At 47.9% G+C, this 12,650-nt stretch carries 9 protein-coding genes; 6 read left to right on the top strand and 3 right to left on the bottom strand.

Annotated elements, in window-relative coordinates:
• Positions 1–32: 32 nt before the first annotated feature.
• From LQ567_RS06500 to LQ567_RS06490, 3 genes are all read left to right on the top strand, one after another.
• Positions 33–1,505 (top strand): dicarboxylate/amino acid:cation symporter, encoded by a 1,473-nt coding sequence (locus LQ567_RS06500; protein WP_231003371.1) that lies wholly within the window; start codon positions 33–35, stop codon positions 1,503–1,505.
• A gap of 9 nt (positions 1,506–1,514) precedes the next feature.
• Positions 1,515–2,297 carry a DedA family protein gene (locus LQ567_RS06495; protein ID WP_231003369.1) on the top strand — a complete coding sequence of 261 codons (783 nt, stop codon included), beginning with the start codon at positions 1,515–1,517 and terminating at the stop codon, positions 2,295–2,297.
• Between the two features lie 191 nt (positions 2,298–2,488).
• Positions 2,489–4,903: a glycoside hydrolase family 3 N-terminal domain-containing protein gene (locus LQ567_RS06490; protein WP_231003367.1), complete on the top strand. Its 2,415-nt coding sequence runs from the start codon at positions 2,489–2,491 to the stop codon at positions 4,901–4,903.
• Positions 4,904–5,102: 199 nt separating this feature from the next.
• Here LQ567_RS06490 and LQ567_RS06485 read toward each other — a convergent pair whose 3' ends face one another.
• A complete protein-coding gene (locus LQ567_RS06485) occupies positions 5,103–6,161 on the bottom strand; it encodes an RluA family pseudouridine synthase (RefSeq protein WP_231003366.1) in 1,059 nt (352 codons plus the stop codon).
• Positions 6,162–6,262: 101 nt separating this feature from the next.
• Here LQ567_RS06485 and lipB point away from each other — a divergent pair, with 101 nt between their 5' ends.
• Positions 6,263–6,991, top strand: coding sequence for a lipoyl(octanoyl) transferase LipB (lipB, locus tag LQ567_RS06480; RefSeq protein ID WP_231003364.1), 729 nt, complete (start codon positions 6,263–6,265; stop codon positions 6,989–6,991).
• Between the two features lie 277 nt (positions 6,992–7,268).
• Here the strand turns inward: lipB and LQ567_RS06475 are convergent, their stop codons facing one another.
• Both LQ567_RS06475 and LQ567_RS06470 read right to left on the bottom strand, forming a co-directional pair.
• Positions 7,269–7,997 (bottom strand): DUF6624 domain-containing protein, encoded by a 729-nt coding sequence (locus tag LQ567_RS06475; RefSeq protein WP_231003361.1) that lies wholly within the window; start codon positions 7,995–7,997, stop codon positions 7,269–7,271.
• A gap of 168 nt (positions 7,998–8,165) precedes the next feature.
• Positions 8,166–9,848: a hypothetical protein gene (locus tag LQ567_RS06470; protein ID WP_231003360.1), complete on the bottom strand. Its 1,683-nt coding sequence runs from the start codon at positions 9,846–9,848 to the stop codon at positions 8,166–8,168.
• A 770-nt stretch (positions 9,849–10,618) separates the two neighbouring features.
• On the opposite strand from LQ567_RS06470, the gene LQ567_RS06465 reads away from it, so the two are divergent.
• Together LQ567_RS06465 and LQ567_RS06460 are read left to right on the top strand one after the other, a co-directional pair.
• The gene (locus tag LQ567_RS06465; protein ID WP_231003358.1) at positions 10,619–11,458 is read left to right on the top strand and encodes a prephenate dehydratase; all 840 of its coding nucleotides are present in this window, start codon (positions 10,619–10,621) and stop codon (positions 11,456–11,458) included.
• Positions 11,449–12,618, top strand: a complete 1,170-nt coding sequence (locus LQ567_RS06460; protein ID WP_231003356.1) for a pyridoxal phosphate-dependent aminotransferase — start codon at positions 11,449–11,451, stop codon at positions 12,616–12,618. The genes LQ567_RS06465 and LQ567_RS06460 overlap by 10 nt, the downstream gene beginning before the upstream one ends.
• Positions 12,619–12,650: the final 32 nt, after the last annotated feature.

Here is a 12,650-nt window from a genome sequence, read left to right as displayed (position 1 = left end):
AAACCTTATATTTGGCAAATAACTACTCGACTATGAACAAAAGAAAAGCCGGGTTTCTTTCTATTATACTTTTTACAATTGCTGCTGCTTTTCACCTGATACATGAAGAATGGACTCCGATGCCGGGCGCGTTGCTTTTTAGCCTGAGATGGATCGTGATCGGTAGCCTCATTCTTTTTGCAGGATATAAACGGTCGCTGACCACCTGGATCTTTGTGGCCATGGCGATCGGGATTGAGATCGGGGTTGATTTTCCGGCGTTCTCGCAGAATCTTAAATTCTTAAGCACCATCTTCCTCCGGTTGATCAAAACCATCGTGGCGCCCCTGCTGTTTTCCACGCTGGTGGTAGGAATCGCCAGCCATAGCAACCTGAAACAGGTAGGCCGCATGGGATGGAAGTCTATACTTTATTTTGAGATAGTGACCACTTTTGCGCTGATAATAGGATTGGTATTTATAAATATCACCAAGGCCGGTACAGGTATCCAGGTTCCGGAAGCCTTATTAAAAGACCTGCCGCGTTCGCAGGAAAAACTACTGCAGCAAAAGGTGATCACGATTATGGATAGTGCCGGCGTATCCGTGCCGCCGCATTTGATCGATAAGCTGCCCGATCCCTCCGAAAAAACATGGCAGGATCATATTGTGGATATTTTCCCGGAGAACATCATTAAATCGATATATGAAGGCAATGTATTACCCATTGTGGTATTTAGTTTGATCTTCGGGATCTCGCTGGCCATGCTTTCCGAACAACGGAAAAAGCCACTGATCGATTTTACGGAAAGTCTTTCCGAAACCATGTTCAAGTTCACCAACCTGATCATGCATTTTGCGCCCTTTGGTGTGGGGGCCGCCATTTCGGTGACGGTGGGGCACCTGGGTATTGATATATTAAAGAACCTGGGATTGCTGCTGATAACGCTCTACCTGGCACTGTTTGCTTTTATACTGGTAGTGCTGGTACCTATTGCGCTGTTTGCCGCAAGAATCCCTTTGCGGAAGTTTATCCAGGCGATTAAAGAACCCGTTTCAATTGCTTTTGCCACTACGAGCTCAGACTCTGCATTACCTAAAGCGTTGGCTAACATGGAAAAGTTTGGGGTACCTCGAAAAATAGTTTCATTCGTGATTCCCACCGGCTATACATTTAACCTGGACGGTACCACCCTTTATTTGTCCCTGGCGTCTGTGTTTGTAGCGCAGGCGGCGGGCATCCATTTATCGTTTGGTGAGCAGTTGATGATCGGCCTGTCGTTAATGCTCAGCAGCAAAGGGGTGGCGGCGGTGCCGAGGGCTTCCCTGGTGATCCTGATCGCTACCGCGCATACATTTAATTTACCATTATGGCCCATCATGGCTATTTATGGCATCGATGAGCTGATGGATATGGCCCGTACGTCTGTGAATGTGATCGGAAATACCCTGGCAAGTTGTGTGATTGCGCGATGGGAAGGCGAATTTGATGAACAAAAAGCCCTGAATTTTGTAGAGGATAATTAAAACCAAATAATGATCGAACTTTTAAGCAGCTTTAGCTGGACGGATTTGTTGCAACCGCAGTGGTATATTGAGAACGGCGGCCTATGGCTTTTACTTTTTGTAGTGTTTGCAGAAACCGGTCTGTTTGCCGGATTCTTTCTTCCGGGTGATACGCTTTTGTTTATCGCGGGAATCTATGCCCATAAAATCGGGGAAGGCGTAACCGCCGAGCCGGGGCTGACCTACCAGTTTTTAAAATTGTTTAATTTAGGGCATATCCAGAATGAATGGGTGGATCTGATCGTACTATGGGCCTTGATTTCCTTTTGCGGGATCATCGGTAATATGGTGGGGTACTGGACCGGGCGTAAAGTAGGACCGGCGATGTATCACTGGAAGGAAAACTTCTTTTTTAAACGTCGTTACCTGGAGCAAGCGCACGATTTTTATGAAAAACACGGCGGCGGGGCCATTATTGTAGCCCGTTTCCTGCCATTCATCCGGACCTTTGCGCCCATCATTGCCGGTATCGTGGGAATGAACCGGGCAAAATTTACCTTTTATAATGTTGTGGGTTGTATCGCCTGGGTGTTCTCGATGTTATTTGCGGGGCATTTCCTGCAGAAATGGCTGATGAGCGCATTTCAGTTTGATCTGAAACAGCACCTCGAATATATTGTACTGGGCATCGTGGTGGTAACCACGGCTCCGGTGATTCTGAAGCTGATGAGCGGAAAGAAAAAGGCGAAGGAAAAAGAAGCCGCTGCCGCCGCTAAAAAAGCCCTGGATGCTACTGCTGAGGGCACAGAATAATTACATTTATGATCTATTAAATAAACTGATACAGCCCGTGCAAACGGGCTGTTCCTTTTGGGATAGGGGGTATCCCATCTATTGCATTACCGGCACTTCACACGGTGCCCCGGAGCTTTTTGTACGATAATGATGAACGGTTTTGTTGCTGATCTGAATTATTTATCTTGCACTACTGCAAATATTATTGAATGAAATATATTGTTACGGCCTTTGCGATGCTGGCGGCTTCAGCCACGCTGTTTGCTCAAAAGAATATATACCATAAGGATTGGATCGATTTTAATAAAAACGGGAAAAAAGATCGTTATGAAGATCCTGCCGCCCCGCTTGAAGCGCGGGTAAAGGACCTGCTGGCACAAATGACCATCGATGAAAAGACCTGTCAAACGGCCACCCTGTATGGCTTTGGCAGGGTATTAAAAGATGAGCAGCCCACGCCGGGCTGGAAGCAGGAGATCTGGAAGGATGGCATTGCCAATATCGATGAAATGCTGAACGGGCTGGCGCGGAATAAAAAAGCGCAGACAAAATATTCTTATCCGTTCAGCGCGCATGCAACGGCCATTAATAACGTGCAGCGTTGGTTTGTAGAAGAAACCCGCCTGGGCATACCGGTGGATTTTACCAACGAAGGTATTCACGGGTTGAACCATGATCATGCCACGGCTTTCCCTGCCCCGATAGGGATTGGCGCTACCTGGAACAGGAGCCTGGTCGGCCAAATGGGCCGCATTGTGGGTCAGGAGGCAAAAGCGCTGGGGTATACCAACGTGTATGCGCCCATCCTGGATGTAGCCCGGGATCAGCGTTGGGGAAGGGTAGTGGAAACCTATGGGGAGGAGCCTTTTTTAATTGCACAGCTGGGAACGGAGATGGCCGCCGGCATCCAGGAAAACGGAGTGGCGTCTACCTTAAAACACTTTGCGGTATACAGCATTCCCAAGGGCGGCCGCGATGGCAATGCCCGCACCGATCCTCATGTGGCTCCCCGCGAAATGCATCAGCTGTTCCTCTATCCGTTTAGAAAGGTAATCGAAAATGCACACCCCATGGGCATCATGAGCAGCTACAACGATTGGGATGGAGTACCCATAACCGCCAGTCGTTATTTTTTAACAACCTTGCTGCGCCAGCAATTCGGGTTTGACGGCTATGTGGTATCGGATAGCAGGGCAGTGGAATTCGTATCGGAAAAGCATCATGTGGCCACCGATTATAAGGAAGCCGTGAGGCAGGTAATGGAAGCAGGACTGAACGTACGTACCGAATTTGATCCGCCGGGAACCTTTATACGGCCACTGCGCGAACTGGTAAAGGAAGGTGGCCTGTCTGTCGAAACCCTGAACCAGCGGGTGGCCGAGGTATTGCGCGTGAAATTCAGACTGGGCTTATTTGATCACCCTTATGTAAAAGATCCAAAGCTGGCGGATCGTATTGTTGCTACAAAGGAATCCGAAGCTGTGGCCGTACAAATGAACCGGGAGTCACTGGTGTTGCTCAAAAATGCACCGGCCCAGGGGCAAACACAACCGTTGCTGCCACTCTCCGTCGGTCAGTATAAAAAGATACTGGTAACCGGGCCGCTGGCCGATGAAAAAAGTCATGCCATCAGTCGTTACGGACCCTCTAATAAAGAAGTGATCTCTGTATTGGAAGGCATCCGCAGTTTCGTGGGCGATAAGGCTGCCATACAATATATAAAAGGCTGCGAAGTAGCGGATGCTACCTGGCCGGAGAGTGAGATCATTGAAACAGCCCTTACCGGGGCCGAAACGGCGGAGATCGGTAAAGCGGTGGAAGCGGCGAGCCAAAGCGATGTGGTGATTGCAGTGGTGGGAGAAGATGATAAACGGGTTGGCGAAAGTTTGTCGCGTACGGGATTGAATTTACCCGGGCGGCAGTTGAAACTGCTGCAGGCGTTGAAGCAAACCGGGAAACCCATCGTAATGGTCCTGATCAACGGTCAGCCGCTTACGATCAATTGGGAAAACCGTTACCTGGATGCAATCCTGGAAGCCTGGTTCCCGGGGCCACAGGGTGGAACAGCCGTAGCAGAGGCGCTTTTTGGTGCGTATAATCCGGGGGGCAAACTAACGATAACATTCCCCAAAACCACCGGGCAAATAGAGCTGAACTTTCCGTTTAAACCGGCATCTCATGCCGGGCAGCCGGGCGATGGTCCCAACGGCTATGGCCGCACTGCTGTGGTAGGGCCGTTATACCCCTTTGGTTATGGGCTCAGCTACACCCGCTTTGAATATTCCAATTTGCAGGTATCACCAGAGAAAGGCAACACCCAATCGGATGTCCGGGTAGCGGTGGATATAAAAAATACCGGCGCGGTAAAAGGCGATGAAGTAGTGCAATTATATGTAAAGGATCGGGTAAGCAGCGTTACCACTTATGAATCGGTGCTGCGGGGATTTGAACGGGTATCGCTGAACCCCGGAGAAATAAAAACGGTTCATTTTACACTGACGCCCGACGACCTTTCCATCCTGGATAAAGATATGCATTTTGTGGTGGAGCCCGGAACCTTCGATATCATGATCGGCAGCTCTTCAGAAGATATAAAACTTAAAAAGAGCATTGAACTGGAATAGCGCCTGCGGCGGTTCAAAGTTTAAAGTTTCAGGTTCGTCTGTTTTATAGCTGATGATCTGTTAATCATTCACTCTTTCCTTCTTTGGGGGATGGGGAGATAGCGAGGACCAGGCGTATATAGAACAATTCTCAACTCAAGGGTGCAGCATGCTGAACGCAGATAACTGTACATGCCCACATTCTCAAATTTTCAAATCATTAAGAACGATTGGTATAACGCCGCCATTTTTCAATTACCGCTTCCATATCCTGCGGCAGGACGCTGTCAAAAAGGATCTCCTCGTTGCTGTCGGGATGTACAAAGCCCAGTGTTTTTGCGTGCAGGGCCTGCCTTGGGCAAAGCTCAAAACAATTGTCCACAAATTGTTTGTACTTGGCATATACGGTGCCTTTTACGATCTTATCGCCGCCATAAAAATCATCGTTGAACAACGGATGCCCGATGTATTTCATATGCACCCGGATCTGGTGGGTACGGCCGGTTTCCAGGATGCATTGTACCAGGGTTACATAACCAAAGCGTTCCAGTACTTTATAATGCGTGATGGCTTCCTTGCCATGATCGCCTTCGGGATAGGCCTCAAAAAGCTTGCGGAAACGAAGGTTGCGGCCTACATGTGCGACGATGGTGCCTTCATCGGCCTCCACATCACCCCAAACAAGGGCAATGTATTTCCGGCTTACGGTATGATCAAAAAACTGTTTGGCAAGTGATCGCATGGCTTTTTCGGTTTTGGCCAGCACTAAAAGGCCGCTGGTATTTTTATCGATCCGGTGCACCATACCAAACCGTGGAAGGGTTTCTTCGGTGATCGCTGCGTTTTGTTGTTGCAGATGATAGGCCACAGCGTTGATCAGCGTGCCGTTGGGATTGCCGGATCCGGGATGTACCACCATTCCGGGGTTCTTGTTAATAATTAAAACGGATGCATCTTCGTATGCAATATTTAACGGGATATTCTCCGGAACGATCTCGTTTTCATCCGGGGCCATATCGGTGTACACCACAATCTCCTGGGCACCTTTCAATTTATAGTTGGGTTTTACCTCTTTACCGTCTACCAATACCATATTGTTCCGGATGGCCTGCTGGATCTTGTTCCGGGTGGCGCCTTCGATCCGGTTCATTAAATATTTATCGATCCGGAAAGGTTCCTGTCCCTTATCGGTCCGGTATACAAACTTCTGGTAGAGCTCATCATTACCATCCGCACTTGCCGGAAAATCATCCAGCGTTTCTGTTTCATTTAGTTTCATTGATAAACAGCGTTTTAATAATCGACAAAAATGTTGTTTATAGCTTCCGAACCCTGCAAATGTAAGACATCCGTTTTTCTTGGTACCTTTGCAGATCAATTATGAGTCAACAACAAGTTTGGTTTAAAGATATTGGTATCCTCCGGTATAAAGATGCATGGGATTACCAGGAGCAATTGTTACAGGAAAATGTGGCTGTTAAAACCGCCTTTCGTGAGGCTCAGGATAGGGGAGAAACGTTGAATGTGGAACCTCAAACCTCCAGCCATTTACTGTTTGTAGAGCATCCGCATGTATATACGCTGGGTAAAAGCGGGCATATGGAAAATGTGCTGTTGAGCGAAGAAAACCTGGCCAAAAGGGGCATCGATTTTTTCCGCATCAACCGGGGGGGAGATATTACCTATCACGGTCCGGGACAGATCGTGGGCTATCCGATTTTTGACCTGGAGCGCTTTTATACCGATATCGGCCGCTACCTGCGGAATATTGAAGAGGTAGTGATCCGTACACTTTCCGATTATGGCCTGAAGGGCGAGCGATCGCAGGGAGAAACCGGTGTATGGCTGGATCCTTTCATAAAAGGGCGTGAGCGGAAAATCTGCGCCATCGGGGTGCGCACCAGCCGCTGGATCACTATGCATGGTTTTGCGCTCAATGTAAACACCAATCTGGATTATTTTAACTTTATCATCCCCTGTGGTATCCAGAACAAGCAGGTTACCTCCCTGCAAAAGGAGTTGGGAGCGGAGCTTGATATGGAGGAAGTAAAGATGCGGTTGAAGAAACACTTTGAGGGGGTATTTGAGATCCGGCTCAGTAACGGGTAAGCAATGGTTTCCGGGCGCATATAAAATACCGGGTAGTTCACCGGCAGGTGCACAATCCTGCAGGCGTTCCGCGAAGGTTATTTCATATGGTCTATAGCATTAAGCAAACAAATAAGATAAAGCGTCGTCAACTGCAGCGCTGCGGTCTCTGGGCACGTATCCGAACGGGGATGGGAAGTTCATCCATTATGTATCCGAAGATCCATCAGAGGGTTGGGATATATCCGCTCACGAAGGCCACCGGTACAGGCCGGGCGGTTTTAAACAATAAGGCAGATCACGGATGCTCTTTTTGCTGGGCATCAAAAAAAGCTTTCTTCTTCTTTAATATCCCTTCACTCTCAGGCAGGTCACGGATGTACCGAGCCCATGTCCATCCGGTGTCTATCGATACCTTTAAGTGATCACGTAACGGCTCCATACCAATCTCCTTGCGCCATAAATCTACTTTATCCGGGTCAAGAAGCGGCGCCAGTATCGTTTTATCCTTGCTGATCAGGAATTGTTGTGTACCATATTTTTGTTTCAGGCCTTTATCCGTTGCAATCCGGTCTTCCAGATAACCCAAATATTTCGGCTCCAGTTTATGATCTTTAACAGCCTGAATGACCATGCCCAGGTATTTTTCCTGCGTTTGAAGCGCAGCGTGTTGAAGCACGGCCCAAACAGTTACCGAACCTTCGATCCCCACTTCCTTCGGGTTGGGCCAGCCTTTATGGTCCAGGATCTGAGCGATCGTTGCTAAATTGATAGAATCAGCCCGGTGTATTTTTTTAAAGATCGCTTTCAGCTGTGCGGAGTCTACCTGTGCGGCATTGATAACCGGCATAATTTCCTGGCGGTATCGCTGGTCTTCGTAATCGATTGCTGCCAGTTGGCTCATCATCGAAGCCGGCACAATGGAGGGATGCTGCTTTTCCGGTTTTACGGGTACACAGGTAGTGGTTGCAGACCATAGAAAAGGAAAAGCAGTCAGCAAATGCAGCATGGATGCGCTGGTTTTCATCGATCATTTATTATGAAAGGTAAAAAATTATTTCATAATAAGTTGTTATCAGTATTGTTGCGGGGATGACGCAGGGCAGTAAAAATAAACCCGAACCCAGCAGCGCTACTTGCAAAAAAAATCCCCGCCCAGAATGGGCAGGGACGTATTTGTTATAGCAAAAAGTGACTATTTTTTGCGAAGGTTCGGATGTGGAGGAGCCACCGTGTTGGGGCCGTCTTCACCTGGAGCTGCTGCACGGATATCTACAGTGTTGCAGTCGCCACCTTCCTGACCAGAAGAGAAGATAAAGCGGTCACCGCTGATGCCTTCTTTTTCCTGTAAGTGCGTGATCACTTTATTTACATGATCCCAGCTTAACTGCTGTTGTTTTTTAGTAGCAGCGCAATAGCCAACTACTACAACTTTACAGTTGGGGTTAGATCTTAATTTAGAAGCTACAACAGCCAGAGAAGCTGCTGCATCCGCAGAAAGCGTGTTAGAGTTTGCTTTGAAGCTTACGCTTGGTAAAGCGCCCAGCAGGGCAGCACACTCAGGTGTTTCTACTTTACAATCATCCGGACAAGGACATTTACCAACTCCGTCTGCATCTACCGGCTGGCAGTAAGTAGGAGTGATCAGTTCTTTATCCTTACAATCAGGAACACCGTCGCCATCAGTATCGCGGCTTACACCGTGCGTATCAACCGGGCAACCGGCAGGTGTTTGCTCCTGGTCAAATTGATCCGTAACACCATCGCCATCAGAATCAGGCAGTACGATTTCCGGTACACGACGCAGTTCGCCGTAAGCGTAGTTCAGCGGGTTCAGCCAGTACAGCGGTTCCACTCTTTTTCTTTTAGCACCGATATTATAGTTAATACCTAAGGTCAGGTAGTTCATGAAATCCTTATCCGGAGTCAGTGTACCCTGATCAGTCCAGCGCTGACCATCGATCAGGTCGGAACCGTTATAGATGAGGCGGTCTTCCAGTGCGATGTTGAAACGCGGGCTTAAACGGAGCGCCAGACCCATACCTCCTGTAACCGACGGTGCGATAGAACCGGCAAACAGGTGTGAGTAACGGATACTTGGATCTGCTTCGATCGGCGTATCATACATATCGTCCTGCAGATCTTTTAATTGTTTCAGCACATCTTTTTTGGTGGTAGCTGTAATTTTGCTGTAGTCATAAGCGGCACTTTCTTCATCGCCTCTGACTTCATGCATGGCATTTACGCGGCCATCCCAGGTAGTAATACCCAAACCTCCCAAAACATAGAAGGTAGCACCGGTTTGAGGCTTGTAAAAGCGAATATTATGAAGATTGGCGATCAACTGCAGGCTCAGCTCCTGAACCGTGGTTTTGTAATTATAATATACTTTAGGGAAGTTAATCGGGTTCCATACACTACCACCTGGCAGTACGCTGTTACGCTGGTAGCGGTAGTACCAGGGGTTTGCCATGCCTGTAAATTTATACCCTGCGGAAGGACGCCAGTCCTGTCCCTTGGCAATACCATACATATACTCTAAACGCAAAGACAGCGTGTGTCCCAGCGACTTACGGATATGCGCACCAAAACCCGGGCTGATCATTTCTGAACGAACATCCCCGTTTACACTGAACAAACCTCCTTTGATACCAATTTCCCACATATCCCGGGGCTTGGGAGGAAAGTCGGTCTGGCCATTTACAAAATCGCGGAATTGCTGCTGCTTTTTCTTCGCATAGTACTGAGAATCAGTTACAGAAGCCGGCCCGTAAATCGCATGGGGGGCTTTGTAAGGATGGGTCTCACTAACCTGCGCACGCGAGCTGCCGAAGGAGCAGATAGCTAAGGCTAGGAGAACGGTTTTGGAATGGTTCATATATTTTAGGTTTTGATATACTTATACTCGGCAGTGTCATTTCAGCAGTTCCTTTAGGGAAACAGAAACAGCAGAAAATATATAGTGACGTGCAAATATATGATTTGCGGGGCATTTGTTAAAAAATAATTAAGGGGAAAATAAAAAATTTTTGAGGCTTCCGAAGCAACTAAAAAAAACGTGGAACTGCCTGTTTCGGAGTGGCTTGGGTTGCCGGTTGCGTCCGGCATCGCGGTGTGAATCAGGACCAGATTTCGGGGATTCCGCAGGCCCTTTTTCCGGCATTGATTGGGAGATGTTTGACCTGCTAAACGCAACGGAGATTGCTACTTCCAGCGGACAATGGTTTTACGGCTGCGGACGTCTGTCATCAATGCAGTGGGCCCGCTTATGAAGGTTCCCGTGCGTGCAATGCCTCTGTTCCCGGCGTTTTTTTCGGGAAACGTAGGGAAGGAATGCGATGGCTGACCGGTTGCAGGTATTTGAAAAGGGGAAGGAGTTGAATGAATTTTGCCTAACAACTAGCGTTAGTTTTAAAATATTTTTGAAATATTTATTTTGAAATTTAGAATTTCGTTTTATATTTGGGCCTCAATTATGAGAGCAGCAAAATTTTTTACCTGGTTTTATTTTAGCTTTTTCTTCTTTAGCGGAAAGCCGGGTGCATTTTTGTTGAAATAAAATTTGTAACAACATATTCAACATAAAGAATCCCGGCAGAAGAGGCCGGGATTTTTTTGTAATTAACGGAAAAAATAACAAAGGGAACAATGCAGGCAGATACCGTACACATGGCTATACAGGGGTATGAAGGAAGCTTTCACCAGGAAGCGGCAAACCTCTTTTTCAAGAGAAAAGTAACGGTAGAGTGCTGCGATACCTTTAAGGAAGTAATTGCGGCGGCTAAGGACCCTAACCGTACGGATGGCTGCCTGATGGCGATTGAAAACTCAATTGCAGGTAGCATTCTTCCCAATTATAACTTATTGCAAGCGAGCGATCTGCGGATCGTAGGTGAAGTATATATGCAGATCAATCAGAATTTGCTAGTAAACCATGATGTGGAGCTCGAGGATATTAAAGAAGTGCATTCCCACACCATGGCCCTGCAGCAATGCTACGAATACCTTGATCAGTTCCGGTGGAAGCTGGTGGATGCAGAGGATACGGCCCTGAGCGCCCGGCATATTGCACAACATAAAGCCCGGCATATAGCGGCCATTGCCAGCAAACTGGCGGCGGAGCTTTATGGGTTAAAGATCATCGCCCCAAAAATTCAAACATTAAAGAATAACTATACCCGTTTTTTGGTACTGCGCCGGAAAGAAGAGCTTACAGAAAGCACGGAAGGCAATAAAGCATCCATCAATTTCCATACAGATCATTCCAAGGGAAGCCTGGCCCGGGTGCTGTCCATCATTTCAAAAGAAGAGGTAAACCTGACCAAACTCCAGAGTTTTCCCATTCCGGGAACGGAATTCCGGTACCAGTTTCATGCAGATATGGAATTTGAGCAGATCAGTGATTTCGAAAAGGTGATGGAAAAGATAAAACCAGTAACCACCGGGTTGAAAATTTACGGCATTTATAAAAGAGGTTCATGGAAATAGCAAAAAGATTACAGGGAGTGGGAGAATACTATTTCTCCAAAAAGCTGCGGGAGATCGACGAGCTGAACAAGCAGGGGAAGCATATTATCAACCTGGGGATCGGGAGCCCCGATCTGCCGCCGCACCCGGAGGTGATCCAGACCCTTCAGGAAGAGGCCCAGAAACCGAATGTACACGGGTATCAAAACTATAAGGGAAGCCCGGTACTGCGGGAGGCGTTTGCCGGTTGGTACCGCCGCTGGTACGGTGTGGAGCTGAACCCCGAAGCGGAGGTATTACCGTTAATCGGCAGTAAAGAAGGGATCATGCATATTTGTATGACCTATCTCAACGAGGGCGATGCCGCCCTGGTGCCCAATCCCGGCTATCCTACCTACCGGAGCAATGTAACCATTGCCGGTGGGGTATGCATCGACTATGAATTAAAAGAAGCAAATGGTTACCAGCCGGATCTGGAAGCGATAGAAACAAAAGATCTTTCAAGGGTAAAGCTGATGTTTGTAAACTATCCGCAGATGCCAACGGGGCAGCAGCCGGATATGGAGGTATTCAGAAAGCTGATCGCTTTTGCAAAAAAACACGGGATCCTGCTGGTGCACGATAATCCATACAGCTTTATTCTTAATGAACATCCCGCCAGTATCCTGAGCATTGATGGTGCCAAAGAGGTAACGGTAGAACTCAACTCGCTCAGTAAGTCGCACAATATGGCCGGCTGGCGTGTAGGGGTGCTGTGCGGGGCTGCAGTACGGATAAATGAGGTATTGCGCTTTAAAAGCAATATGGACAGCGGCATGTTCCTGCCGGTACAACTGGCGGCCGCCACGGCTTTGAGCTTGGGCAACGACTGGCACGAAGAAGTAAATGCCGTTTATAGCGCACGAAGAAAAAAGGTTTACGACCTGCTCGATCTGCTGGGTTGCCGTTATTCCAAAGAACAGGTAGGCCTGTTTGTTTGGGCGGCCATTCCGGAAGGTTATAAAGACGGGTATGAGCTGGCGGATGCAGTATTGTACAATGCGGATGTATTTATAACGCCCGGTGGGATCTTTGGCGATGCCGGCGACCGTTATATCCGGATCAGTTTATGCGGATCTGTGCAGCGGTTCGACGAAGCCATAGCCCGGGTAAATACCCAAATCACAAAGATCAGAAGTTGAGTACCTGTATTACGTATCAAGCATAAGGAATC

Source organism: Niabella pedocola (genome assembly GCF_021044425.1).
Classification (GTDB): domain Bacteria; phylum Bacteroidota; class Bacteroidia; order Chitinophagales; family Chitinophagaceae; genus Niabella; species Niabella pedocola.
Note: the sequence above shows the minus strand (reverse complement) of the source record. Positions and strands in the feature narration are given on the sequence as shown.

Excerpts from the sequence above, each read along its gene's own strand:
- LQ567_RS06490 (WP_231003367.1), top strand. The coding sequence starts at position 2,489 with ATGAAATATATTGTTACGGCCTTTGCGATGCTGGCGGCTTCAGCCACG.
- LQ567_RS06500 (WP_231003371.1), top strand. The coding sequence starts at position 33 with ATGAACAAAAGAAAAGCCGGGTTTCTTTCTATTATACTTTTTACAATT.
- LQ567_RS06460 (WP_231003356.1), top strand. The coding sequence starts at position 11,449 with ATGGAAATAGCAAAAAGATTACAGGGAGTGGGAGAATACTATTTCTCC.
- LQ567_RS06475 (WP_231003361.1), bottom strand. The coding sequence starts at position 7,997 with ATGAAAACCAGCGCATCCATGCTGCATTTGCTGACTGCTTTTCCTTTT.
- LQ567_RS06465 (WP_231003358.1), top strand. The coding sequence starts at position 10,619 with ATGCAGGCAGATACCGTACACATGGCTATACAGGGGTATGAAGGAAGC.
- lipB (WP_231003364.1), top strand. The coding sequence starts at position 6,263 with ATGAGTCAACAACAAGTTTGGTTTAAAGATATTGGTATCCTCCGGTAT.
- LQ567_RS06470 (WP_231003360.1), bottom strand. The coding sequence starts at position 9,848 with ATGAACCATTCCAAAACCGTTCTCCTAGCCTTAGCTATCTGCTCCTTC.
- LQ567_RS06485 (WP_231003366.1), bottom strand. The coding sequence starts at position 6,161 with ATGAAACTAAATGAAACAGAAACGCTGGATGATTTTCCGGCAAGTGCG.
- LQ567_RS06495 (WP_231003369.1), top strand. The coding sequence starts at position 1,515 with ATGATCGAACTTTTAAGCAGCTTTAGCTGGACGGATTTGTTGCAACCG.